Genomic DNA, 25,040 nt, shown 5'->3' on the forward strand with positions numbered 1-25,040 from the left:
ATCCCTGGCAGAAGCTGCGCCCGAGGCTGCGGGGTAGGTTGCCCGCGCCTTTGTGCGCATTTGCCTGGTTGTGGCAATTTAGACCGCTGAGACGCGAGCGCGGCGAAGGCGGAACAGCCAGCCCCCTCTGTCTCGATGACATCGAGCCGGCAAATGCGGGCCCGGAAAGTCGCACGCTGATGGAGAAATTCGGTCGACTGCATGCGGTGCGAAGCGGGCTGGCGTGACCGCGACAGTGCTATTTCTGTGGGCGTCTTTTCAATAGATCCAGCGGGATAGGGGCCATGGCGCGGATCAGGGTCGGAATTGGCGGATGGAATTTCGTCCCTTGGCGTGACAACTTCTATCCACGCGGGCTGCCCCAAGCGCAAGAACTGCACTATGCGAGCCGCCACGTTACGGCAATCGAAATCAACGCAACCTTTTACCGGACCCAAACCGCTCAAAGCTTTCGCCGCTGGGCGGCCGAAACCCCGGATGATTTCGTCTTTGCGGTCAAAGCGCATCGACTGAGCACCCATCGTAAGCAGCTTGCGGACTCCGGGCCCGCGATCGAACATTTTCTGTCAAGTGGGTTGCTGGAGCTTGGCCCCAAGCTCGGTCCTGTGCTTTGGCAATTTGCTGCGACGAAAAAATTCGAGCCGGAGGATTTCGAGGCCTTTCTTGCGGCCTTGGCTGAAAAAGATGGCTCACAGCTGCGCCATGTCGTCGAGGTGCGCCACCCAAGTTTCTGCGATCCGGCCTTCGTCGCTTTGGCTCGGCGCTACAACACCGCGATCTGTATTGCTGATTCTGACAAATATCCGCAGATCGCAGATATCAGCGCCGATTTCGTTTATGCCCGTCTGCAACGAACCAAAGCCTCGCGCGAGTCCGGCTATGCGGGAAGCGAGATCGAGTCCTGGTCTGAACGTGCCCAACTATGGGCCAAGGGCGGGGACCCGAAAGACCTTCAGCATTTCGCAACGATGGGGGCCAAAAAGCTGAAGGAGCGCGACAGCTTTATCTTCTTTATCTCCGGCGCCAAGGAACGCAATCCGGCCGCGGCTTGCGCGCTCCTTGAGCGATTGGAGCAAGAATAGCGAAGCTGGAGCTTTGGGCGTGGCGGCCAACTACCGCCTACGAAAGTTCAATCCGAACCGGCACATGATCGGAGGGCTTGTCATCACCGCGCCTCTCCTTGTCGATCGTAACCTCGGTCAACCGATCCGCCGCCCGTGGCGAAAGCAGGAGATGATCGATGCGGATGCCTTTGTTGCGTTGCCAAGCGCCAGCCTGATAGTCCCAGAACGTATAGAGCCCCGGTTCGTCCGTGGTCGCTCGCAGGGCGTCGGTCAAGCCGAGATTGATAAGGGCGCGAAAACGGTCGCGTGTCGCTGGCAGAAACAACGCATCGTTTGCCCAGGCGGCCGGGTCGGCGCAGTCCTGCGGTGTTGGGATGACGTTAAAGTCGCCGGCGAGCACAAGCGGTTCCTCAAGCGCCAGAAGGCTTCTGGCGTGCGCGATCAGGCGGTCCATGAACGCGAGCTTGTAGGTATATTTTTCGGTGAGAGGCGGATTTCCGTTCGGTAAATAGATCGAGGCGACCCGGACGATTCCCCTGGCGTCGGGAACGATGGCTTCGATATAGCGGGCCTGTTCATCCTCAGGATCACCCGGCAGCCCCCGCGCGATTTCGATCGGCGTCTTCGAGAGAAGCGCCACGCCGTTAAAGCCTTTTTGGCCGTGCACGGCGACGTTATAGCCAAGGGCCTCGACTTCCATATGGGGGAAGGCCGCGTCGACGCATTTGAGTTCCTGGAGGCACAGGACGTCTGGCGAGACTTCGCGCAAATAGCGCAACAGATGCTCGGTGCGTTGGCGAACCGAATTGACATTCCAGGTCGCGATCTTCACCGACCGTCCCCGACGCGCTCATTCCCGTCGAGCCCTGGAAGTGACCTTGCCTCGCGTGGGGAAACCCTCAATCGCCGGGGCGGCGGCCGCCGCATCAGACGGGGCAGGGTGCCATGCGTCAGGACGCCTTCGCGCATCAAGGCGCGGCGAAGCGGACCGATCGCCGAAAAGGCAAACAGCCCGGCGCCGCGCAGGAAGTCCACCGGAAAGAAATCCGAAAGCAAAGAGCGGTTGAGGATGTCGACGCCATTGGTCCGCAAAAAAATATCGCTCCGACGCGCTTTCGCATAAGCGGCGAGCGTCGCCACAGCGCCGATATCCCGGCCGAGTTCACGGGCGTCCTCCAGAACTTCGACGAGCGCGGCACTGTCCCGAAGACTAAGGTTTAGTCCTTGCGCGGCCAGCGGCGGGAAAATATGGGCGGCTTCGCCCACGAGCGCGACCCGATGGCCGAAAAGACGATTGGCGCTCATCCCTGCCATCGGAAAAAATCCGCCGGGGCCATCGATTTCCATTTTGCCAAGCAGTGATCCAACTTGATCCTCGATCTCTTCCGCGAGCTCGGCCTCGGAAAGCGCGCGTCGGCGTTCCGCCATCTCGGCGGACATCAGCCAAACCAAGCTCGACCGGTTCGGCTTGCCTTCGAGCGCGCACAGCGGCACCAGCGTGCAGGGACCCGACCTGGTATGGAACTCGGTCGAAATGTTGCGATGCGGTTTTGCATGCGACAAAAGCGCGGTGAAGGCGATCTGCGGATAGGCCCAGCCGCGGGTGCCGATGGAGGCCTTGCTGCGAGCAAGTGAGGAACGGCCGTCTGCGGCGACCAGGAGTTGAGCGGAAATCGTCTGACCATCCGCCAGAGTAGCCTGGACAGAGTCGGCCTCGAAGCGGATGTCGCTGATCATGCCTTCATGCAGAACAAGATTTGTGCTTGCGGCGGCAATTTCCGCGAGGCCCTCGACCAGCACATTATTTTCAATATTCTCGCCGAACGCGGCCAGGCCGATCTCGCTGGCGGCGAAGGAAACGGAGGGCACCGGAAACCGCGCTCCGGTGGCATCGATCATGGCGATCTTTTCAAGGGGCGCCGTCTTGCCGCGAAACCTTGGCCAAACGCCGAGCGATTTGTAAAAGCGCAGGGAGGCTTCAAACAGAGCGACGGTCCGGCCATTGGCGCGGCGATCGATCGCACCGACACAGACAACCGAAAAACCCGCCTGGGCGAGGGCGATCGCCGCCGAAAGACCGGCAGCTCCGGCGCCCGCGACAAGAATATCGGCCTGGATATTGGGAAGCGAGAGGGGCATCAATGAACCTTTGGGGTCTTTTTAGACCCGGACGAAGCTTTTGGCGATGATGACGTAGGGTCGGAGGGCTAGAGCGCTTCCCGATCAGATGGAATCATCTGATCGAAAAGGAATCGCTCCAGTTCAACGAGTTGGAGCATGTTCTGATCGAAAAAGTCGGTCAACTTTTTCGGAACATGCTCTAGCGGAAGCTGCAACATGCCCTTGCTTTAATCGATACCGACAAAGCGAGCGATCAATTTTCAATCGGGGGGCAACGTCACCATGAAAAAAATCCTGATCGGGGTGGGCAGTCTTGCTGTTGTTTTTGTTCTCGTATGGTTTGCCGCCCCAAAAATTATGTTGTTTTGCTGCGTCGATGACCCGCTGCCGCCATCGGTTCGTACTAAGTTTAATCAGCTCACTGCCGCCAAGCAGGAAATCGTGGCCCTCGTAAAGAGCGTTAAAAAGGGCGAGGATTTGACGCAAGAGCAGCTGATTTATAGTGACGTCGCACGCGGGGCGAATAACTTGCTTAATGTTGCAAGCAGTGGCCTCGATGTAAATAGCATCGATGTTATTTACATAGACAATACATTTAAAAATATTGCTGATAAATCGAAAAGCCTTATAGATATGCTGAATTCTAAGCAGTATCTACAGGCTTCAGCGTTAAGTGCTGCCGCGACCGGCGAGTATGGACTGTTGGAAATTTTGAGGACAAATAATCGTGACTGGGAAAGAGTCTTTGCCAAGGAGGAAAAATTGATAAGTGTAACGAAGAAACAACTGAACGAGATGAAATGGCCCTCCTGGCCCGGCCGAAGGTAAGGTGGTCTCCGGCAGGCGTTCTCTTGGCTTGATCGAGAACCAGTGAAAGCATCGCGCTGAATGAGCGAGTTCAATTTTTCCTTTGCACCGCTGCTGCCTTGGCCGGTCTTGATCGGTCTTGGTGCGCTTGCATTGGCGGTTGTCGGCTTGGGATTTTATGCGCGGCGACGCGGGACTTTTCTGCGTGCGCTCGGCCTTGGGTTGCTGCTGCTGGCCCTCGCCGACCCGTCGCTGGTCCGGGAGGACCGGAATCCCTTGAAGGAAGTGGTGGCGATCGTCGTGGACCAAAGCGGCAGCCAGACAATTGGCGAACGCCCCGCCCAGACCGAAAAAGCCCGCGCTGAGCTTGAGACCCGTCTCAAGGCCTTGGGCAATATCGATGTCCGTACCATCGACAGCAGCCGAACGGATAATGAAGCCGACGGCACAAGGCTGTTCGCGGCCTTGAACGCCGGGCTGGCCGACGTGCCCTTGGAACGTGTCGGCGGCGTCTTCATGATCACCGACGGGGTCGTGGACGATATTCCTGCCAGCGCGGAAGCGCTCGGCTTCAAGGCGCCACTGCATGCGCTCATCACCGGCCATGAAGGCGAACGCGACCGGCGAATTGAACTGCTCGAAGCGCCGCGCTTCGGCATCGTCGGCAAGGATCAAACGATTGAGCTGCGGGTGACCGATAGCACCAGCCAGCCGGAGCCCGTGCTGCTGAAGGTCCGCCGCGACGGCAATCCCGTGGCCAGCATTGTTGCGACGCCAGGGGAGCGCCTCCGTGTTCCGGTCAAGATCGACCATGGGGGCCAAAATGTCATTGAACTCGAGGTCGAGGCGCTGCCGGACGAGCTCACCGCCATCAACAACAAGGCGGTTCTGGCGATCGAGGGCGTGCGCGACAAGTTGAAGGTTTTGCTGGTTTCCGGCGAGCCTCATGCGGGCGAGCGCATGTGGCGGAACCTTCTGAAGTCGGACGCCAATGTCGATCTGGTGCATTTTACGATCCTGCGTCCGCCGGAAAAACAGGACGGGACGCCGATCAACGAATTGTCGCTGATCGCTTTCCCGACCAGCGATCTGTTCGGGCGTAAGATCAGCGATTTCGATCTCATCGTGTTCGACCGCTATTCGAACCAGAGCGTGCTGCCCCTGATCTATTTCGACAATATCGTCCGTTATGTCCGAGAGGGAGGCGCTCTGCTGCTTGCGGCCGGCCCTGATTTCGCCCGGCCGGAGGGGCTCTTTTATTCCCCCTTGGGGCGCATTGCGCCGGCGCGTCCGGACGGCACCCTGACCGAATATGCGTTTCGCGCCGCGGTCACCGAGGATGGCGGCAAACACCCCGTGACCCGTGGTCTGCCGGGCGCCGATCAAAATCCACCCGCGTGGAGCGAATGGTTTCGTCAGGTCAACGCCGAAGTCGCGCATGGCACCAGCGTCCTATCCGGCGCCAAGGGCAAACCGCTGCTCGTTCTCTCCCGGGAAGGAAAGGGCCGGGTTGCCCTTCTGCTTACCGATCAAATGTGGCTCTGGGCGCGCGGCTTCGAGGGTGGCGGTCCGCATCTCGACCTTTTGCGCCGTCTGGCCCATTGGCTCATGAAGGAACCGGAACTGGAAGAGGAAGCCTTGCGGGCCAATGTGCGTGGCCATGCCATCGAAATCGAACGCCAAAGCCTTAAAGCGGAAGTGCAACCCGTCACCGTCACGGCGCCTTCGGGCCGGCAAGAAAATGTCACCCTGACACTGGCGGAGCCGGGGATTTCACGGGCGACGGTGAGCGCCAGCGAACTCGGCCTTTATCGCCTGAGCGATGGCAATCTGTCGATCCTTGCCAATGTCGGCCCGGAAAATCCGCGCGAATTCCAAGAAGTTGTCTCAACGCCGGACAAGCTGAAACCCTTGGTGGACGCGACGGGAGGCACGGTGCACCGGATCGGAGCTTCGGCGAATGGGGAAATTTCCCTGCCGCGTCTCGTCGCGATGCGTGAGAGCCCGGTCTATGGCGGCGCCGATTATGCCGCCATCAAGCGGATTGGCGCCAGTGAAGTGAAGGGTGTTGGGGTTGCTCCGCTGGCCATCGGCTTCTTGGGCCTTCTCGCTCTGTTGGGAAGCATCCTGGCCGCGTGGGTTTTTGAAGGGCGCGGCGGGCTGGCCTAGACCCTAGGTGTCTGACCGTTCCAGCGTCGGCGCTGCCGATGGCCGGGCTCGCCGGACCTTCCCTTTCACGCCCTCAAAAGCGCCTTCGACCAGTTCGCAATAAAGCAGGCGTTTGGGGTCGACGGGTCCGGAGAAAACCAGCCGGCCCGGCGGGACAGGCGAAAAACCCATCTTGCCGTAATAGGACATATCGCCCACGAGCAGCACCAATTTGTGCCCGGCGGCTCTTGCGGCATCGAGCGATTTCATCACCAGCTCTTCACCGATTCCGCCCGAACGAAAGGGGGGATCGACGGTCAGGGGACCAAGCAGCAAGGCCGGCTGATCGCCACACAAAACGGGCGTCATTCGATTGGCGCCGACCATCAAAGTGCCGACCCGTGCGACGAAGGACAGGCTGAAATCCGGATCCACACCTTCTCTCAGCCGGTAGGCCGAACGCGCGAAACGGCCCGGCCCAAAAGCCCGTTCGTCGAGCTTTTCGATGGCCGCGAGATCAGCGGGCGTCTGGGGGCTGAGACTAAGGGACAGATCCGCCATGGCTCGTCATTGCAAGATGCGGGAGCGCCCCGCCGAAAATAATCCAATCACCTGGAGCATCGAGGCGATCCAGGTGCGCTTTTTGTCGGAATTTATCGAACATGGCCGACACGCTTCTGCATGGCTCCGATCGCAAGGTTATAGGCGCAAGGGACCTGCGTTGTCACCGGCCGGGACGCTGGCTCCAGCGCCGTGCAAGCCGAGGCGGTTCTTATAGGGACCATGCAAGCGAACGCCAAAACATTCAATGCGCGGAAACGGCTGAGACAGAAGCACCGCGCTGTGTCGCACCAGGCTTTGCGTCCGGCAATCGATGCCGAAATCAGCCGGGCGATTGGTCTTCTGGGGTCTGGAAAGGTCAAAGAGGCCCTCGGATGCCTTCGTAACGTCTATGCAGAAAGCGAGACGAGCGCTGTCAGATGCAATCTTGTGGGTTTGATTTATCTGAGCGCCAGGCAAAATTCGCTGGCGTTCAAATGGTTCGATCGCGCGGTGTCGCTGGATCCCGCCGATCCGGAAGCTTATTCGAACCGTGGCATGGCGCTGATGGAGCTTGGCCAGACGGCAGCGGCCCTTGCTTCCTATGGTGAAGCTGTCCGCACTGGCTGTGCGAAGCCGGCTCTGTTTTACAATCGCGGTAATCTCTTGCGTGAAATGGGACGGCTTGAGGAGGCGATTGCCTCCTACGACATGGCTCTGAAGCTCGACCCTGCTTACCCCGAGGCCTTGCGTGCCGGGGGGACTTTGCTTGCGGAGCAGGGCTATTTTGAAAGCGCGCTGAAGTTTCTCGACGAGGCCTTGCGGCTGCGGCCGGATTATTTGGAAGCCGCTCTCGATCGGGGCAATATTTTGCAAGGCCTTGGGCAATCGGGCGCGGCCATTGCCAGCTATGATGCGGCCATCGAGACGCATAAGGGCAATCCCGATCTTTACAATAACCGGGGCGTCGCCCTTCACCTGTCCGGAAAGCTTGCAAGGGCGCTTAAGGATTTTGACGCAGCCATCGTACTTCGTCGGGAGTTTCCTCAAGCTTGGTTCAACCGCGGCAATGTCCTCATTCGTCTCGATCGACCGGAGGCCTCGCTCGCAAGCTTTGAGGCGGCCCTCGCGCTTCGGCCCGACTATGGGGAGGCTTTGTGCAGCCGGGCGGTGGCGCTGAAATATCTCGGACGGATGGATGAAGCGCTCCGTGCTTTCGATCTCGCCCTGCACCACAATAGCCAATCGGCGCACGCCAAGAATAACAAGGCGGCGCTGCTGTTGCTTCTTGGCGATTTCGAACGCGGCCTGGACGCTTATGAATTTCGCTGGATTGCGGGTCAAACGCCAAAATCTGAACTCAAGCTCCCAAGTCCGGAATGGAGCGGCACCATCCGGCACGGGGAAAAGATCATCGTCTTTGATGAGCAGGGGCTTGGCGATGCGATCCAGTTTTCGAGATTTTTACCGCTGCTCGCGGACGCTGGAGCGGAGGTGACCTTCTTTTGCCGCAAGAAACTGCATAGACTTCTCGCTGGCCTGCCGCGGTCGATCCGGCTGGTGGACGATATCCCCGACGAGCAACAATTCGACGCGCAAATCGCTCTTTCCAGCCTGCCGCGCGCGTTTAAGATGCGGCTGGAATCAATCCCGGCACGGACGTCCTACCTTCGTGCCGAGGCGTCCCTCGTCAACAAATGGGCCGCGCGCATCGGCCAGCAAGGCGTTCGCGTCGGTCTTTGCTGGCACGGTAGTCCCGACTTTAAGGCCGATCCAAATCGGTCAATTCCGCTGAGCGCTTTCGCTCCGCTGGCGGCAATCGATGGCGTCCGCCTGATCAGTATTCAGAAAGTCCATGGCTTGGGGGAGCTCGAAGGCCGGGGAGCCGATTTCAAAATCGAGAGGCTCGGCGAGGATTTCGATGCCGGCCCGGATGCCTTCGTCGATACCGCCGCGGTGATGCAAAATCTCGATTTGATCATTACCTGCGACACATCGATCGCCCATCTCGCCGGGGCGCTCGGTCGGCCCGTTTTTGTTCTTTTGAAACAGATTCCGGACTGGCGCTGGCTGCTCGAACGTTCGGACTGCCCGTGGTATCCGTCCATGCGCCTGTTTCGGCAAAAGCAGCGCGGCGATTGGACTGGTGTTGTCGCTCAGGTCGCTGAGGTGCTGCGAAATTTTCAGAAGACAAGCGCCGCCGAGCTGCCCCAACCTCAGCACTCAGCTTGGGCGGTCGGCGCTTATGATGTAATTGACGTCCATGTCTTTCGACAGACGCCACCGACCAGTCAAAGGATCGTAGACCACGCCGGTCTCATCGCGGATGTGCAGCCCCGCGGCGCGCAGCGCCTTGGCGAGTTCCTGAGGTGTGACGAATTGGTTCCAGCTATGGGTTCCGCGCGGCACCCAGCGCAGCACATATTCGGCGCCGACAATTGCAAAAGCAAAGCTCTTCAAGGTACGGTTGAGCGTGGCGGCGACTAGAATACCGCCGGGCCGGACCATCGCGGCGGCTTGATTGATGAAGCCGGCGACGTTACGCACATGTTCGATGACTTCCATGGTGAGGACCACATCGAAGACAGCGCCCTCGGCCAGAAGGTCCTGGGCGGACATGCAGCGATAATCGATGGCAAGGCCTGTGGCCGCCGCATGATCCTTGGCGATTTCGATATTGCGCGGTGCCGGATCGATCGACGTCATTTGTGCCCCGAGCCGCGCGAGCGGTTCTGAAAGAATCCCGCCGCCGCACCCAATATCGAGGATTCTGAGCCCCCGGAGTGGTTCCGCCGCGTGTCGATCGCGAGGCTTTCCATCCAAGGGGAAGCGCCGGCAGAGCAGCTCCCGCAAATAGCCGACGCGGACCGGATTGAACCGGTGCAGCGCCTGCATCGCCCCGGTCGGATCCCACCATTCCGTCCCCAGCCGGTCGAATTGGGCGACCTCGGCGGGGTCGATCGTGGCGGTACGGCGGAGCTTTTCCTGCGGAGTCACAGCTGAATTCCCATTGACTTGATGTGCCGCGGTTTGCATGTATGCGCGGCGCGATCGAGGCCGCCCGTGCCGGCTTAACGTCCGATGAGGGCCCAAGGAGGCGTTTTTCGACCCGATGTCCCGTCTTGTCATGAAATTCGGCGGCACCTCGGTCGCAAACATAGAGCGCATTCGCAATGTTGCAAGGCATGTGGCGCGGGAACGCGAGGCCGGCCATGAGATCGCTGTGGTCGTCTCGGCGATGGCCGGAAAGACCAATGAGCTGGTCGGCTGGTGCGAGGAAGCCTCGCCGCTTTACGATCCGCGCGAATATGACGCCGTTTTAGCCTCCGGCGAGCAGGTAACCGCAGGTCTCCTGGCCATTGTCCTGCAGGAACAGGGAATTCCGGCGCGCTCCTGGCAAGGTTGGCAGGTCCCGATCCTGACGTCGGACTCGCATGGGTCGGGGCGGATCGAGGAGATCGATCCGACGGCAATTCTCGATGGGTTTCTGGCCCATCGGGAGGTCGCGGTGATTTCCGGCTTTCAAGGCTACCACCGGGCCACCGGCCGAATCGTGACGCTCGGCCGTGGCGGTTCGGATACGAGCGCGGTTGCCATCGCAGCCGCGATCAAGGCCAGCCGCTGCGATATTTATACGGATGTCGACGGTGTTTATACGACCGATCCCCGGATCGTTCCCAAGGCGCGGCGGCTCGACCGGATCGCTTTCGAGGAAATGCTTGAAATGGCCTCGCTCGGCGCCAAGGTCCTTCAGGTGCGCTCGGTCGAACTGGCTATGGCGCACAAGGTCAAGACCTACGTCCGGTCGTCGTTCGACGATCCAAAATACCCGAAACAAGGGACATTGATTTGCGCCGAGGAGGATATTGTGGAAAGTCCAGTCGTCACCGGCATCGCTTTTTCGAGAGACGAGGCGCAAATCACATTGCGGCAGGTCGCCGACCGCCCCGGCATCGCCGCAGCCATATTCATGCCACTGGCCGAAGCCAATATTAACGTGGACATGATCATTCAGGTGGCGTCAGAGGATTCGGGCTTCACCGATATGACTTTCACGGTTTCGGCGGCCGATTTCACGCGGGCCCGCGCGATTCTTTATAAGGAGCAACCGCAGATTGGCTTCTCCAGCCTGCACGGAGCAAATGACGTTGTTAAAGTTTCAGCAATTGGCGTCGGCATGCGCAGCCATGCCGGTGTCGCCGCCCTCGCATTTAAGGCTCTTGCCGAAAAAGGTATTAATATCAGAGCCATCACGACCTCCGAAATCAAATTGTCCGTGCTGATCGAAGCGGCCTATACGGAATTGGCCGTGAGGACATTACATGCCCTTTACGGCTTAGATAAAGCTTGATCCGCAACTATTTTTTTACGTTATGCTTTTGGATATTTTTCTGGTCCGAAGTTTGCTAGTTAGACGGACACCGCGCGAACGCACAACTAGGACCACCAAGCATCCTGCCTTGAACTGACTGGCTTGCCGCATTGAGCGCGGCTGGCGCCGGAAGGAACTTTGGCTTCCACGGAATATTGCTGGACGACCTGGTTTGCCGTTGGCTGATGCGGGGCCGGCAAAAAACGCAGTGAAACTTTGAGGGCTGAACAGGAAACACCCATGTATGGCACGCTCGGCGGCCCCCGCCTGCTGCTGCGCCGCCTTCGCGAGGTCATGGCGGAGCCGGTAAGCCCGCAAGCTCGGCTCGATAAGATCGTCGTCCATATCGCCGCGAATATGGTCGCGGAAGTGTGTTCTGTCTACGTTCTGCGCGCTGACGGCCGGCTCGAACTTTATGCAACCGAAGGCTTGAACCGGGAAGCGGTTCACTTGACGACGTTGCGGACGGGCGAAGGCCTGGTCGGCTTGATCGCGGAGACGGCCGAACCGCTGGCGCTCGCCGACGCCCAGCTTCATCCCTCGTTCTTGTACAGGCCGGAAACGGGCGAAGAAATTTATTCGTCCTTCCTCGGCGTGCCGATCCTGCGGGGCGGCAATACGCTCGGCGTGCTGGTCGTCCAAAACAAAGCGCGTCGCGCCTATTCCGAGGAGGAGATCGAGGCACTCCAGACGACCGCCATGCTGCTCGCCGAAATGATCGCGTCGGGAGAGCTGCAGTCGCTTGCGGCACCTGGTCGCGACATTGCCCTGCGCCGGCCGCTGGCCTTGAAGGGAACGCCCATCGCCGATGGCGTTGGTCTTGGCCACGTCGTTCTGCATGAGCCCCGCATCGTCGTGAAGCAGCTCGTTGCCGAGGACATCAAGCTGGAGATGGAGCGGCTCGACACCGCGATCGGCGCCATGCGCCAATCGATCGATCTCTTGATCGAGAACGGCAACATGGGGCCGGGCGAACATCGCGATGTTCTGGAAACCTTTCGCATGTTCGCGCATGACCGCGGTTGGCTGCGCCGTTTGCGCGAAGCCGTGACGACCGGTCTCACGGCCGAAGCGGCTGTCGAACGTGTGCAAAACGACGCGCGCGCCAAATTGCAGCGCCGGACCGAACCATTCATGCGCGATCGGCTGCATGATCTCGATGATCTCGCCAATCGGCTCCTGCATCAGCTGACGGGACAAAGCTTCGCCGCCGCTCACAAGAATTTGCCGAATAATTCGGTCATTGTCGCGCGCACCATGGGGCCGGCGGCGCTGCTCGAATATGATCGCGCCAAAATTCGCGGCCTCGTGCTGGAGGATGGCGGCGCCGGCAGCCATGTTGCCATCGTCGCCCGCGCACTCGGCATTGCCGCGGTGGGCGAGGTCGCCAATATCATCGATTTTGTTGAGCCGGGCGACGCTTTGATTGTCGATGGCGCGACCGGCGATGTGCATGTGCGCCCGCCGCCCGACGTCGAAAACACCTATGCCGAAAGAGCAAGGCTGCGGGCGCGGAAGCAGGAACAATATCACAAATTGCGTGAGGTTCCGGCGATCACCAAGGACGGCGTGCCGATCGATCTTCATATGAACGCCGGCATGCTGGTGGATCTGCAGCACCTGGCCGAGACAGGTGCGATCTCCGTCGGGCTGTTTCGAACCGAAATTCAGTTCATGCTCGCCTCGCAATTTCCACGGATGAGCGAACAGGAGGTTCTTTACCGGACCGCCCTCGATTTGGCCGGCGGCAAGCCGATCACCTTCCGCACCCTGGATATCGGCTCCGACAAGGTCTTGCCATACATGACCCAAGTCGAGGAGGAAAATCCGGCGCTGGGGTGGCGCGCCATCCGGATCGGTCTCGATCGGCCCGGGCTTTTGCGGGCGCAGTTGCGCGGCCTGCTGCGCGCCGGGGCCGGGCGTGAAATGCGGATCATGTTCCCGATGATCGCAACGCTGGAGGAATTTGAAATTGCGAAATCCATGGTCGAGCGCGAGCTCGTCCAATTGGAGCGCCATAACCGTAAGCCTCCGTGCGATCTCAAGCTGGGCATCATGCTCGAGGTCCCGTCGCTGCTCTGGCAACTCGACGAAATCTGCGAACGCGTCGATTTCCTTTCGGTTGGGTCGAACGATCTGGTGCAATATCTTTTTGCTGCCGATCGCGACAACAAGAGGGTCGCCACGCGCTTCGACGTGTTGTCGGCACCAATCCTTCGCGTATTGAAGCGCATCGCCGACAAAGCCAATGCAACGGCAACGCCGCTGACGCTTTGCGGTGAAATTGGCGGCAAGCCGCTGGAAGCCATTGTCCTGTTGGCGCTCGGCTTTCGCGGCCTTTCGATGTCTGCCGCCTCGATCGGCCCCGTCAAGGCGGCGGTGCTCGCCACTCACGTCGCTGAGGCGAAAGCTTTCGTCGAGACCCTTATCGATGAGGCGAAGGGCGGCCATTCCCTGCGCGATAAATTGCGCAAATTCGCGAAAGCACAGGGCATTCCGGTTTAGGTACCGGCCGCCCTTGCTTCAAACCTTTGGGCGCTCTGCCCTGCGAGTCCAGCAAAAACGCTAAGGTCGAGCAGGCCCTTCTCAAAAAGGCGGTCAACTTTTTTTAAAGTTGGTCTAGTGTTCTCTGTTGTATCGGTCGGGATGCAAGAAACCATGTTGCCCTCAGATAAACTCGATCTCATCTTGCGCCGCCACGCGGAGATCTCGGCTCGCCTCGCAGAAGCCCCTGAACCCTCCGTGATTGTCGCCTTGTCGCGGGAGCTGGCCGGCATGGAGGAGGTTGCCAGAGCCATCCGCGACTATCGCGGCCAAGTGGAAGAGGCCGCTGGGCTCGAAGCCATGCTGAATGATCCAAAGACCGATGCGGAAATGCGCGGCCTCGCCGAAGAAGAGCTCAAGGCGGCACGAGCCAGGCTTTTCGACCTCGAACAGGGATTGAGAATCGCGTTGCTGCCGAAAGACGCGGCGGATGAGAAAAGCGCGATCCTCGAAATTCGCGCCGGCACCGGCGGCGACGAAGCGGCCTTATTTGCAGGCGATCTTTTCCGAATGTATCAGCGCTATGCCGAATTGAAGGGTTGGAACGTCAGCATCCTGTCGGCGAGCGAGGGAACATCGGGGGGATATAAGGAAATCATCGCCGAAATTGCCGGACGCGGTGTCTTCGCGCGTTTGAAATTTGAATCGGGAGTCCACCGGGTGCAGCGCGTGCCGGACACCGAAACGCAAGGCCGCGTTCATACCTCGGCGGCGACCGTCGCCGTTCTGCCGGAGGCGGAGGACGTGGACGTCGATATCAATGAAGCCGATTTGAAGATCGATACGATGCGTGCGCAGGGCGCGGGCGGCCAGCATGTCAACAAGACCGAATCCGCCGTCCGCATTACCCACATTCCGACCGGCACGATCATCTTCGTGCAAGACGAACGTTCACAGCACAAAAACCGCGCGCGGGCCATGACCTTGCTGCGCTCTCGGATTTACGACACCCAACGCCAGAAGCTCGATGCCGAGCGGGCGGCCGACCGGCGGGCGCAGGTGGGCTCGGGGGATCGTTCGGAACGCATCCGCACCTATAATTTCCCGCAAGGCAGGCTCACCGATCACCGCATCCACCTCACACTTTATAAACTCGACAAAGTCATCGCCGGGGAAGCCTTGGACGAAGTGATCGACGCCCTTATCACAGAACATCAGGCCGGATTGCTCGCGGCGAGCGAAGGATAAGCCCCATGGCGCCTTGGCTGACGTCATGGCTGTTTTGGGCCCTATTGTCGGCGAGTTTTGCAGCCTTGACGGCGATTTTCGCCAAAGTCGGCGTCGAGAATGTGAGTTCGGATTTCGCGACCTTTTTTCGAACGATCATCATTGTCGCGGTGACTGCCACGATCCTTGTTTTCACCAATCAATTTCAACCGCTTGGCGCAATTTCACGGCGCAGCTATGTTTTTCTTACACTCTCGGGGCTTGCGACCGGCGCGTCATGGCTTTGCTACTTCCGGGCCTTGAAGCTTGGAGACGCGGTGCGCGTGGCGCCGATCGATAAGCTTTCGATCGTCCTCGTTGCTCTGTTCGGCGTCGCGTTTTTGGGTGAGCGCCTCTCCCCCATCAATTGGCTCGGGATCATTTTGATCGGCTGCGGCGCGCTCTTGGTCGTCTATCGTTCCTAAGGTCAGTCTCCGCCTGCGAGCCGTAGCCTTGGAACCAATTGTGGCACAAGCGGGTTTGCGAAGCTGCCACCGGCAAACCCGATATCAACAGACCACGTTGACCTTTGCGCCATCCCTTCAGGGAAGAGGGGGATTTCTGCGACCGGTCGCGCCTCAGCTGGATTTTGAAATATGCTCATTCGTCACGGCTATGAATTGACGTTCAGTTGCACCGCCCCAACCTTGATGGTTTGCCTGCTCGATGCGCATCATGACCACGCGCAGAACATCCGCTTTCAAACGCCCTTCACCACGACGCCGCAAATTGCCTCGTCGACCTACCTCGACACATTTGGCAATTGTGTGCGGAGATTTATAGCGCCCTCCGGCGATCTTACCATTTCCCGCGACGCCATCATCGAGGATAGCGGTCTGCCAGACCCGATTGAACGCGATGCCCAGGAGATTTCGGTCGAACGATTGCCAAATGATACCTTGGTTTTTCTACTCGGCAGCCGCTATTGCGAAACCGACAAGCTCTCCGATATCGCTTGGCAATTGTTCGGCTCGACGCCACCGGGCTGGCGCCGGGTCCAGGCGATTTGTGATTTTGTTTGCGGCCATTTGACGTTTGGCTATCCATTTGCCCGCTCGACACGAACCGCATACGAAGCCTATCAGGAGCGCATCGGCGTGTGCCGTGACTTCGCACATCTTGCAGTCGCGCTCTGCCGCTGCATGAATATTCCGGCGCGTTATGCCAATGGATTTTTGGGCGACATTGGTGTGCCGCCGGATCCGGCGCCCATGGATTACAATGCTTGGTTCGAAGTGTTTCTCGATGGACGCTGGTTCATCTTCGATGCCCGCCACAACATGCCACGGATCGGACGCATCACGGTCTCTCGCGGCCGCGATGCCACCGACATTCCGCTCGCGACGTCATTCGGGCCGCATATTCTGAAGACCTTCAAAGTTTGGACAGAGGAAGTCGATGCGGCGCTCGCGGGCACCTTGACCCGACGGATCGCCTGAGGGCGAAACATGCGGTGTCGCTGTGGTCTTTTGGCCACCCTCGCTGATAAAATCTGCGGGCCAGTTTTACGACGTAGCTCATAAAACGCTCGTATTTCAAACGCTTAAATGAATCTGCAACGAATTCGCGGGATAGCCTCCGCCTTCCGATCCCCTGCCTTTATCTTGACCACGCGAGGCTTGTAGCCTCAGCCTGTTCAAGCTCCCCTGCGCAGCCTTGCTCGATCGAGCGGGGTCCGCACGCGGCATTGCGGCTCGAACACATGCGTCGGTTTATTTCCTTGCGGAGCGAGACAGCGACTCGACAGAAAGCGATCGGTTCGAGCGGTCGCCTGCTGCTCATTCCGATCATCGTGTTGAGCCTTGGAGGTTGCGCCGGAAAGATCAGGGGCATTCTTGAACCGGTGGCTTACACAGCGCCCGGCACAAGCCAGGTCGAAATGGTCGTCGCAACGACGCGCATGAGGACCGTGCCCGCCGAAATGTTTTCTGGCCTGCGAGCGCCTTCGGCGGCCTTTGCCGACATCACCGTGTCGATCCCGCCGGACGGCGTCCGCCAAATCGGCGAAGTTCAATGGCCGCAGCAAATCCCCGGCAACCCGGCAACGGATTTCGTGACCTTGAAGGCCGATATCCTCGATAGGCCCCAGGCCCTTTCGGCGTTCCACAGGCTCGTGCAGAAAGTGCCCAAGCGGCAGGCGCTTGTCTTCGTCCATGGATTCAACAACCGCTTCGAAGACGCGGTTGTCCGCTTCGCGCAGATCGTCCATGATTCAGGCGCCGACGTTGCCCCCGTCCTGTTCACATGGCCCTCTAAGGGAAGTGCTCTCGCTTATGGATATGATCGGGAGAGCGCGAATTATTCCCGTGACACGCTTGAAGCGGTCCTGCGCGCGCTTGCTAAGGATCCGGAGGTTGGCCAAGTCTCCGTGCTGGCCCATTCGATGGGCAATTGGGTGACTCTCGAAGCCTTGCGCCAGATGGCCATTCGCGATGGCAAGGTCGCGGATAAGATCCGTACAGTTTTGCTCGCAGCACCTGATGTCGATGTCGATGTGGCCCGCCAGGAAATTGCAACCCTGGGGCCGAAGCGACCCAATTTTATCTTGTTCGTGTCCGAGGACGACCGCGCCCTCGCGATTTCTCGGAAGCTGTGGGGCGGCGCCCGGCTCGGTGCGATCAATCCCGACATCGAGCCCTATAAGAGCGAGCTCGAAAGCGAAAAAATCGAAGTGGTCAATCTGACCTCCGAGATCTCACCGGACCGCTTCCATCACGGAAAATTTGCGGAAAATCCGATGGCCGTGCAGCTGATTGGCCGGAGCCTCGCCAGCGGGCAGATTTTGACCGACTCGAGAGTTGGAGTCGGCGAAAGAATCATGGCGACGACGGCAGGCGCGGCAGCATCCGTCGGCCATGCGGCAGGCCTCGTCGTCTCGGCCCCGCTGACCATCGTTGATCCGACGACGCGAGAGAACTTTGGCGATCAGATCGACGCATTTGGCCGTTCAGTTGAGAACGCCGCGGCGCCCCCCTAAAGGTTGGTCGGCCCGGGTTTTGCGCGTGTAGCTTGCATAATCTTGCAACCATGCCGGCCTTGACACTCGCTTAAATGACCGCTCTTTGAAGCCGCTATGCGCTGCCGTGGCGGCAAGCGGGCAACGCTGCCTGTTGGGCTTGGCCCGGCAATTCGGGTTCAACGCGTGCATTGGTGCGAGAGCTTTGGATTTCCGCTCAAGCCTCACAATGCCGCGATCTGAGAGATGAAGGATTTCAATGCGCCAAACGCCGAAAACTTCAGCCCCATTTTTGGCGGATAGACGCAGCCTGCTCGGCGGGATGGCCTGCGCGGCCACGTTCGCATCCGCATCTTTCGCCGCAAATGCGGCTGGTTTGGTTGAAAGCTGCGTCGGCGTCGCCGACGCGGAAGCGCATGGCGCCGTGCGCTCGCTCGCCAAAGGATCCGACATCTTCGTTGGCGACCTCATCAGCACCCATGAAGCGCGTCTCATCATGCTGCTCGGCGCGGCAACGCGGGTTCATATGGGCGGCAACACGAGATTGCGCATCGACAAGTTTCTGGCCGAGACTCGCGGCGAACTTCGGTTCGATTCCGGTCCCGTGCTGATTGATCGGGACGAGGGGTCGCCCGGCATGGATTTGCGCCTGCGCTCTCCGTTTGGCACGATTGCCTTGCGTGGCACCCGTGTCTTTGCTGGACCTAGCAAAGGCGTCTTTGGCGTCTTCGTCCAGCGTGGAATCGTGGACTTTACGGCTGGCGGCACGACGGTGCGATTGACGGCGGGCGAAGGATCCGATGTCCGGCGTCCCGGAGACAAACCGACGCAACCGAGCCGGTGGGGATCCGAACGGGTCGTTGACGCGCTTGCGAGTGTTTATTGAGGTTTGGGTTCAAATACCTCAAGCACATCGCTGCGACCCCGCACCGTCAGCATGCCAACGGATCGCACGAGCCCTGGAGGGAGCCTCGCCGCCGCCACCGGACCTATGCAGATGGTGGTTCCAAGCTCCTTGTTGGCCGCTTCGAGCCGTGCCGCGGTATTGATCACCATTCCGTGGGCGGTGTAATCGAGTTTACGCTTACCCCCGACGTCGCCGATGATCGCAGCGCCGGTTTCCAGACCGATCCGCGTGCGGCCAAGGCGGAGTGCTCGCGCCAGCGGGCGCTCGCAAAACGCCACACTTGCTTCGTGGAGCGCAACCGCGCATTCGAAGGCTCGCAGGGGATGATCGGGCAGATCAAGGGGCGCGTTAAACAGCGCATGAATCGCATCGCCGACGATCTTGTCGACCATGCCGCCGTGCGCGACGACGATGTCGGCGAACAATTGGAAGTATACGTCGAGCAGGGCGATGAGTTCGCGCGGCTCGGAGCGCTCCGTCATCGCGGTGAAGCCCTCGATGTCGGTGAATAAAGCGGTCACTTCGCGTGTCTCGCCTTCAAGACGCACTTCGCCTGGACGCGCGAGAATGCGCGCGACAATGGCCGGCGCGAGGTGCTGTTCGAAGCGGTGACGGAGTCGCCGCTCGCGGCGCTCGGTATTGATCGCGGCCGTCAAAGCGCTGAGTGTAAATATCACCACGGCCACCATCGGCGGCCCTACTGGATCCACCAGTAGATTGCGCCACCGCAGCAGCAGCCCGGCCATGACGGCCCAGCCAAAAGCAAAAAGGGCGATGACGAGCAAGCCACGCGCGGGCCGTAACCGAGTCCCCGCTCCCAAAGCCAAAAGGCCGAGCATCAGCGCGCCGGCAGTCTCGAGCGGCGAGAGAAATGAAGGCCGTGTTGGGATTTGACCCGACAGCAGAGTGGTGATCGCATCTGCTTCGATCTGTACAGTGGACGCCGCTTCAGCCTGGGCGGTGCGACGAAGAATCCCGACTTCAGGCGCGCTGCTGCCAATGAGAACTATATTGCTTTTGATTGCCGTCACGTCAAAACGACGATCGAGAACGGTGACAGCCGAGATCGTGCGCCGCGCCCAGACGTCGGGTGGCGAGGCGCGAAAACGCAAGCTTGCATCCAGCCCGAGCGGCGCCACGCGATCGCCAATCCGAAGACGCGGGGGCGCGCCGTCGATGATCAGCGTGGAGGCCTCCTCGGCGAGGCGGACCGTTTCCACCGCGAAGCCCGGAATGGTCTCCCCTCCGGCGAGCGCCAGCAGCGGGGTTCTGCGCGCGACGCCGTCGGAGTCGTTTTCGAAGACGATAAGTCCGACGCCGGCCGCGGCCCGCGCAAGATCGGGCATCGGCCAAATCGCCGCTTCGGCACCCCACATGCCAGGCAAGCGCGGCGCGCCCCGCACGAGAATGGGCGCGGAGGGCCGGATCGCCGCACCCGGCTCCTGGGCCAGCACCGCGCCGAGGACCGTTTGCGTTCGCCGGAGGGCGCGTCCGAGTTCTGTGTCCCCATCAGGGAGCTCGCTGGCGATCGATCCGAGGTCGGCGCGTCCAGTTTGAATGGCGAGCCGGCGGGCGACCGCAGCCGGGGAAAGCCTATCCTCGCCCGCCAGCAGCATGTCGAGGCCGACGACGGCCGGCTCGGCGTCGACGAGTGCGTCGACAAGCCGCGCCAACTGCAGGCGGCTCCACGGCCAAGGGCCATACCGACGCAGGGCTTCGCTGTCGATGTCCACGACGACAATTGGCGGGGAGCTTGTTGCGCGCGAGGCCGATAGTTCAATGTCCAGGGCGTTTTCGCGCAGGAAGCCGCGCATCCCGCCGGCGTCGATGCTCCACAGAAAACCGATGGCGAGGAAGGATAAAACGCCAGCGCTCCACACACCGGACGCAAACAGCTTCCGCTTCATGCCCTTTCAATGCCAGCGTCGCGGTCGTACCGCAAGGAACGGCCTGATTGCCAGAGCCAAGGGCTTTGGCGCAATCCCGAAAACCAGCCCACGCTCGTGGCGAACCGGATCGTCGTCGCAGCGGCACCGGCAGGGTCGCCGCCGCATTGAAGAGCGCCCATTAGCAGGCGCCAATCGCGTCTGCGATCTCGTTCAAAGCATCGAGGCGACAGACCAGCATCTTGCCGCGGCGGCGGATAGCACCCCGTTCCTCAAGCGCGCTGAAAGCGACATTCACTTTCGGCCGGCTAGCCCCGATCAACGCTGCGATCTCGGATTGGGAAACACACAGCGTAAGCTCCATTTGGCCCTTGGCTGCTCCGGTGAGATTCAGCTCGCGCAACAAGAAGTGCGCCAGCCGCGCCTCCACGCAATACAACGCCTGCGCCTCAAGTTGCTCGCTCGTCTCACGCAGGCGGCTACAAAGGAATCGGCTCATGCCGATCGCCATCGTCGGCCGGGTCGCAATCAATCGCAGCAAATCGTCCCGCGCCAAGGTCAGCACCTCGGAAGCGCGCGCGGCGGTCACGTCGGCGCTACGACGACCGCCATCGATCACCCCGATCTCACCGACGATGGCGCCGGGACCGGCGATGCGGAACGCGAGCTCGCGCCCATCCAACGAGCACACGGAAATACGCAATTGGCCGCTGCGGATCTGAAACACTTCGTCAGCGGCATCGCCGCGCTGAAAAACGACGCGCCCGGCCTCGTAACGCCGCAAGTGCAGAAGCGGGGCCAGCGCCGCGCTGTCGGCCGCGTCAAGCGGGCCGAAAAGCGGAAAGTTCAACTCACCGTTGGCAGGCTGTTGGTGCATAGGACCACGCTGTCGCCAAGAACCGCGCATCTCTAGCATCGTCAAGCCTTCGCGGCAACTTGGGGCTGCACGTCGAGCTTGCGCGCGCATATGCGCGCCGATGCTCCATAGTCGGCGAGCGTCCTATGCGCCATGGCCTCGGGCGCCTTCTCCCACAGACACCAATCTCTGGCAAATTTCGCAGGTTTTTGTCCGTGTTGTTCCCCAGGGAACAGCGAACGGCAGGCAAAAGGCAAATAGTTGCGGCGCATTAGACGCCGAAAGGAGTCTGCCGGACGTCCTGGCCCCCTGACGAGCCTCGACGTGGCACTCCCTATTCGGGTCAAACACCGAAGGACAACTTCTATGGCCATTACCAGCAAAAACGCGAACGGAATCCTTTCTCTTTTTGGCGATAGCGCCGGCAATACCGTCAGAGTCAGCCGCGACGCTGCGGGGAAAATCCTCGCCAACGGCGGCGCGGTGCCGCTACCCGGCAACCCGTCGGTCGTCAACACCAGCCTCGTCGAAGTGTTTGGCGCGGACGGAAACGACACGATCAGCGTCGATGAAACCAACGGGGCTTTGCCGAAGGCAAATCTGTTCGGCGGCGCCGGCAATGACACGCTCATCGGCGGCTCCGGCAATGACCAGCTCTTTGGCGGCGCCGGCAACGACATACTCAGCGGCAAAGGCGGCGACGACTTGCTGTTCGGTGGCGCCGGCAATGATGTCCTGACGGGCGGAACCGGATCGGATCGGATGTTTGGCGAAGCCGGTGATGACCGCTTCATCTGGAACCCTGGCGAGGGCAGCGATGTGGTCGAGGGCGGCTCCGGCACCGACACGCTGGAAGTCAATGGTGGCAATGGTGCCGAGGTCTTCACTATCACGGCGAACGGCGGTCGTGTGCGGTTCGACCGTGTCGACCCGGCGCCCTTCAGCATCGACATCGGGACCACCGAGAACATTGTGCTGAGGGCTAATGGCGGTGACGATGTCATTACCGCAGGCAATGGCCTCGCGCCTCTGACCAATCTGACCCTCGATGGCGGCGCCGGCAACGACACGATCACTGGCGGTGATGGCGCTGATACGCTCATCGGCGGGGATGGCAATGATATCGTTACCGGCGGGCGCGGCAATGATGTCGCTTCCCTCGGTTCAGGCGACGATCGGTTCATCTGGAACCCTGGCGACGGCAGCGATGTGGTCGAAGGCCAAGGCGGTACGGACACGCTCGATTTCCGCGGTGCAAACGTCAGCGAGAATATCGACATTTCCGCCAATGGCTCGCGCGCGCGGTTCTTCCGCAATGTCGCAAACATCACGATGGATCTCAACGGCGTTGAAACCATCGACTTCACCGCCCTTGGTGGGGCCGATAACATTGTCGTGGCCGATCTCAGCGGCACCAATGTTAAGCAAGTCAACATCGATCTCGGCGCAACGCCAGGAGGTGCCGGCGACGGGCAGGCTGATACGGTCACGGTCAATGGCCGCGCCGGAAATGACGTGATCAACGTCGCGGCCAGCGGCGGCAATGTCGGCGTCGCGGGCGTCGCGGCACAAGTGGCGATCACCGGAGCGGAAGCGGCCGACGTGCTGATCATCAACGGTTTGGCTGGAAACGACACGATCGACGCCTCAACCGTGCCTGCGATGTCAGTGCAATTGCAGATCGACGGCGGCGCCGGAAACGACACCATCACCGGCGGCGATGGCAATGATGTCCTCATCGGCGGCGACGGCAACGATGTGGTGACGGGCGGCCGCGGCAACGACGTCGCCTTCCTCGGCGCGGGCAACGACCGGTTCATCTGGAACCCCGGCGACGGCAGCGACGTGGTCGAGGGTCAGGACGGCACTGACAGCCTCGTTTTCAACGGCTCGAACGCCAGCGAGAACATCGACATCTCCGCTAACGGCTCGCGCGTACGCTTCTTCCGCGATGTCGGCGCCATCACAATGGACGTTAACGGCGTTGAAAACATCAACTTTGCGGCGTTCGGCGGCGCCGACAACATCGTCGTCAACGATCTCACCGGCACCGATGTGAAGCAGGTTAAGATTGATCTTGCCGGGACCCCCGGCGGAAACACCGGCGACGGCCAGGTCGATACGGTGACCGTCAATGGGAGCGCCGGAGATGATGTGATCAGCCTGCAGCGTTCGGGCTCGGACATTATCGTCAATGGCCTTGCGGCAAAAGTGACCATCAGTCACGTAGAGCAGGGCGACGTGCTCAATATCAACGGTCTGGCCGGCAATGATACGATCGACGGCTCCGCCTTGCTCGCGACGTCACCGCATCTGAACATCAATGGCGGCGACGGCAATGACACGATCAAGGGGGGCGCGGGTGACGATGTCGTGGCCGGCGGCCGCGGCAATGATGTCGCCTTCCTTGGTGCGGGCAACGACCGGTTCATCTGGAACCCCGGCGACGGCAGCGACGTGGTCGAGGGTCAGGGCGGGACGGACACGCTCGATTTCCGCGGTGCAAACGTCAGCGAGAATATCGACATTTCCGCCAATGGCGGGCGGGCGCGGTTCTTCCGCGATGTCGCAAACATCACGATGGATCTCAACGGTGTTGAAGACATCGACTTCACTGCGCTCGGTGGCGCCGATAACATTGTCGTGGGCGATCTCAGCGGCACCGATGTGAAGCAAGTCAACATCGATCTCGGCGCAACGCCTGGAGGCGCCGGCGACGGGCAGCCGGATACGGTGACGATCAACGGGACCGGTGGAGACGACCTCATCAAGCTGTCGATCGAAAATGGCGCGCTGGTAGTCGACGGGCTTTCGTCCAGAGTGGTGATCAAGGACTTCGATCCGAACGACACGATCCATATCGCCGGCCTCGGTGGTGATGACGTCATCGACGCCTCGGGGCTTGGCGCAGGCGCCCCGAAACTGACGCTGGATGGTGGCGCCGGCAACGACGTCTTGCTTGGTGGCGGCAGCCCCGCCACTTTGCTCGGCGGTGACGGCGATGATGTGTTGTTGGGAGGAAACACCAACGACGTTCTGAACGGTGGTCCTGGCGACAACATCGAGATCCCGTCGTCGGCGCCGCCGGCTCTGGCGTCCACGCAAACGGGCGGCAGCGGATCCAATTTGTCGCTTTCCAGCCTTAACCAGGCGGGACCGGGACAAACCATCAATGGCCATGAAAACCTCGAAATCCAGAACGCCTCGGCGGCGAGCGTCACCTTCGCACCCGGCGCGGCTGGAACCCTGACGCTCGATCATTCGACAGAGTTCTCCGGCAAGGTTTCCGGGTTCGAGGCGACGGACAAACTCGACCTGAAGGACATTGCTTTCGGGGCGAACACGACCGTCGGCTTCTCCGGCGACGCCACCGGCGGAACATTGTCGGTCGGCGACGGCGGCCATTTGGCGAAGATCGCGCTTCTTGGCAATTATCTGGCGTCGACTTTCGTCGCCTCGGGGGATGGCCACGGCGGCACACAAATCACCGAGCCGCAAATGAGCCAGGCCCCGCTCATCGCGCATCCACAAACTGCCTGATGCGATGACGAAGGCCGCGTCGCGATCGAAGCATGATCGCGCCGCGCTCGATACCGACAAGGCGCGCCCGGTCGGCAAACGACTTATCACGGC

18 protein-coding genes are annotated in these 25,040 nt (G+C 60.6%); 12 read left to right on the top strand and 6 right to left on the bottom strand.

Going from position 1 to position 25,040, the window contains the following annotated elements:
• Positions 1–284 precede the first annotated feature (284 nt).
• Positions 285–1,082 carry a DUF72 domain-containing protein gene (locus tag CU048_15010; GenBank protein QBR72371.1) on the top strand — a complete coding sequence of 266 codons (798 nt, stop codon included), beginning with the start codon at positions 285–287 and terminating at the stop codon, positions 1,080–1,082.
• A gap of 37 nt (positions 1,083–1,119) precedes the next feature.
• Here the strand turns inward: CU048_15010 and xth are convergent, their stop codons facing one another.
• The gene (gene xth, locus CU048_15015) at positions 1,120–1,896 is read right to left on the bottom strand and encodes an exodeoxyribonuclease III (protein QBR72372.1); all 777 of its coding nucleotides are present in this window, start codon (positions 1,894–1,896) and stop codon (positions 1,120–1,122) included.
• Positions 1,893–3,203 (bottom strand): ubiquinone biosynthesis protein UbiH, encoded by a 1,311-nt coding sequence (locus tag CU048_15020; protein ID QBR72373.1) that lies wholly within the window; start codon positions 3,201–3,203, stop codon positions 1,893–1,895. The genes xth and CU048_15020 overlap by 4 nt, the downstream gene beginning before the upstream one ends.
• Before the next feature lie 264 nt (positions 3,204–3,467).
• Here CU048_15020 and CU048_15025 point away from each other — a divergent pair, with 264 nt between their 5' ends.
• A complete protein-coding gene (locus CU048_15025; GenBank protein ID QBR72374.1) occupies positions 3,468–4,013 on the top strand; it encodes a hypothetical protein in 546 nt (181 codons plus the stop codon).
• A 60-nt stretch (positions 4,014–4,073) separates the two neighbouring features.
• Positions 4,074–6,161 carry a hypothetical protein gene (locus CU048_15030; GenBank protein QBR72375.1) on the top strand — a complete coding sequence of 696 codons (2,088 nt, stop codon included), beginning with the start codon at positions 4,074–4,076 and terminating at the stop codon, positions 6,159–6,161.
• A gap of 3 nt (positions 6,162–6,164) precedes the next feature.
• Here CU048_15030 and CU048_15035 read toward each other — a convergent pair whose 3' ends face one another.
• Positions 6,165–6,701, bottom strand: a complete 537-nt coding sequence (locus tag CU048_15035) for a GNAT family N-acetyltransferase (protein ID QBR72376.1) — start codon at positions 6,699–6,701, stop codon at positions 6,165–6,167.
• A 192-nt stretch (positions 6,702–6,893) separates the two neighbouring features.
• Here CU048_15035 and CU048_15040 point away from each other — a divergent pair, with 192 nt between their 5' ends.
• Positions 6,894–9,167, top strand: a complete 2,274-nt coding sequence (locus CU048_15040) for a hypothetical protein (GenBank protein QBR72377.1) — start codon at positions 6,894–6,896, stop codon at positions 9,165–9,167.
• Here the strand turns inward: CU048_15040 and CU048_15045 are convergent.
• The gene (locus tag CU048_15045) at positions 8,904–9,716 is read right to left on the bottom strand and encodes a bifunctional 3-demethylubiquinol 3-O-methyltransferase/2-polyprenyl-6-hydroxyphenol methylase (GenBank protein ID QBR72378.1); all 813 of its coding nucleotides are present in this window, start codon (positions 9,714–9,716) and stop codon (positions 8,904–8,906) included. The genes CU048_15040 and CU048_15045 overlap by 264 nt on opposite strands.
• A gap of 76 nt (positions 9,717–9,792) precedes the next feature.
• Here CU048_15045 and CU048_15050 point away from each other — a divergent pair, with 76 nt between their 5' ends.
• The 7 genes from CU048_15050 (at position 9,793) to CU048_15080 (ending at position 18,644) form a co-directional block, all read left to right on the top strand.
• Positions 9,793–11,031 carry an aspartate kinase gene (locus CU048_15050; GenBank protein ID QBR72379.1) on the top strand — a complete coding sequence of 413 codons (1,239 nt, stop codon included), beginning with the start codon at positions 9,793–9,795 and terminating at the stop codon, positions 11,029–11,031.
• A 261-nt stretch (positions 11,032–11,292) separates the two neighbouring features.
• A complete protein-coding gene (ptsP, locus tag CU048_15055; protein QBR72380.1) occupies positions 11,293–13,557 on the top strand; it encodes a phosphoenolpyruvate--protein phosphotransferase in 2,265 nt (754 codons plus the stop codon).
• A gap of 153 nt (positions 13,558–13,710) precedes the next feature.
• Positions 13,711–14,784, top strand: a complete 1,074-nt coding sequence (locus CU048_15060) for a peptide chain release factor 1 (protein QBR72971.1) — start codon at positions 13,711–13,713, stop codon at positions 14,782–14,784.
• A 5-nt stretch (positions 14,785–14,789) separates the two neighbouring features.
• A complete protein-coding gene (locus tag CU048_15065) occupies positions 14,790–15,227 on the top strand; it encodes a transporter (protein QBR72381.1) in 438 nt (145 codons plus the stop codon).
• Positions 15,228–15,398: 171 nt separating this feature from the next.
• A complete protein-coding gene (locus CU048_15070) occupies positions 15,399–16,241 on the top strand; it encodes a transglutaminase (protein QBR72382.1) in 843 nt (280 codons plus the stop codon).
• 263 nt (positions 16,242–16,504) lie between these two features.
• Positions 16,505–17,779, top strand: coding sequence for an esterase (locus CU048_15075; protein QBR72383.1), 1,275 nt, complete (start codon positions 16,505–16,507; stop codon positions 17,777–17,779).
• 238 nt (positions 17,780–18,017) lie between these two features.
• The gene (locus CU048_15080; protein ID QBR72384.1) at positions 18,018–18,644 is read left to right on the top strand and encodes a hypothetical protein; all 627 of its coding nucleotides are present in this window, start codon (positions 18,018–18,020) and stop codon (positions 18,642–18,644) included.
• Here the strand turns inward: CU048_15080 and CU048_15085 are convergent.
• Positions 18,638–20,572, bottom strand: coding sequence for a hypothetical protein (locus CU048_15085; protein ID QBR72385.1), 1,935 nt, complete (start codon positions 20,570–20,572; stop codon positions 18,638–18,640). The two genes, CU048_15080 and CU048_15085, sit on opposite strands and share 7 nt — an antisense overlap.
• A 160-nt stretch (positions 20,573–20,732) precedes the next feature.
• Positions 20,733–21,518, bottom strand: coding sequence for a Crp/Fnr family transcriptional regulator (locus tag CU048_15090; GenBank protein QBR72386.1), 786 nt, complete (start codon positions 21,516–21,518; stop codon positions 20,733–20,735).
• A 255-nt stretch (positions 21,519–21,773) separates the two neighbouring features.
• Between CU048_15090 and CU048_15095 the strand changes: the two genes are divergently transcribed.
• Positions 21,774–24,947, top strand: a complete 3,174-nt coding sequence (locus CU048_15095; protein QBR72387.1) for a calcium-binding protein — start codon at positions 21,774–21,776, stop codon at positions 24,945–24,947.
• Positions 24,948–25,040 lie beyond the last annotated feature (93 nt).

It is taken from the genome of Beijerinckiaceae bacterium, from assembly GCA_004564215.1.
Classification (GTDB): Bacteria; Pseudomonadota; Alphaproteobacteria; order Rhizobiales; family Beijerinckiaceae; genus Methylocapsa.

Bases quoted from the DNA above. Each gene is read 5' to 3' on its own strand.
- CU048_15030 (QBR72375.1), top strand. From the start codon at position 4,074: ATGAGCGAGTTCAATTTTTCCTTTGCACCGCTGCTGCCTTGGCCGGTC.
- CU048_15090 (QBR72386.1), bottom strand. From the start codon at position 21,518: ATGCGCGCGCAAGCTCGACGTGCAGCCCCAAGTTGCCGCGAAGGCTTG.
- CU048_15075 (QBR72383.1), top strand. From the start codon at position 16,505: ATGCGTCGGTTTATTTCCTTGCGGAGCGAGACAGCGACTCGACAGAAA.
- CU048_15050 (QBR72379.1), top strand. From the start codon at position 9,793: ATGTCCCGTCTTGTCATGAAATTCGGCGGCACCTCGGTCGCAAACATA.
- CU048_15010 (QBR72371.1), top strand. From the start codon at position 285: ATGGCGCGGATCAGGGTCGGAATTGGCGGATGGAATTTCGTCCCTTGG.
- CU048_15080 (QBR72384.1), top strand. From the start codon at position 18,018: ATGCGCCAAACGCCGAAAACTTCAGCCCCATTTTTGGCGGATAGACGC.
- CU048_15070 (QBR72382.1), top strand. From the start codon at position 15,399: ATGCTCATTCGTCACGGCTATGAATTGACGTTCAGTTGCACCGCCCCA.
- ptsP (QBR72380.1), top strand. From the start codon at position 11,293: ATGTATGGCACGCTCGGCGGCCCCCGCCTGCTGCTGCGCCGCCTTCGC.
- CU048_15020 (QBR72373.1), bottom strand. From the start codon at position 3,203: ATGCCCCTCTCGCTTCCCAATATCCAGGCCGATATTCTTGTCGCGGGC.
- CU048_15045 (QBR72378.1), bottom strand. From the start codon at position 9,716: ATGCAAACCGCGGCACATCAAGTCAATGGGAATTCAGCTGTGACTCCG.
- CU048_15065 (QBR72381.1), top strand. From the start codon at position 14,790: ATGGCGCCTTGGCTGACGTCATGGCTGTTTTGGGCCCTATTGTCGGCG.
- CU048_15085 (QBR72385.1), bottom strand. From the start codon at position 20,572: ATGAAGCGGAAGCTGTTTGCGTCCGGTGTGTGGAGCGCTGGCGTTTTA.
- CU048_15060 (QBR72971.1), top strand. From the start codon at position 13,711: ATGTTGCCCTCAGATAAACTCGATCTCATCTTGCGCCGCCACGCGGAG.
- CU048_15035 (QBR72376.1), bottom strand. From the start codon at position 6,701: ATGGCGGATCTGTCCCTTAGTCTCAGCCCCCAGACGCCCGCTGATCTC.
- CU048_15025 (QBR72374.1), top strand. From the start codon at position 3,468: ATGAAAAAAATCCTGATCGGGGTGGGCAGTCTTGCTGTTGTTTTTGTT.
- CU048_15095 (QBR72387.1), top strand. From the start codon at position 21,774: ATGGCCATTACCAGCAAAAACGCGAACGGAATCCTTTCTCTTTTTGGC.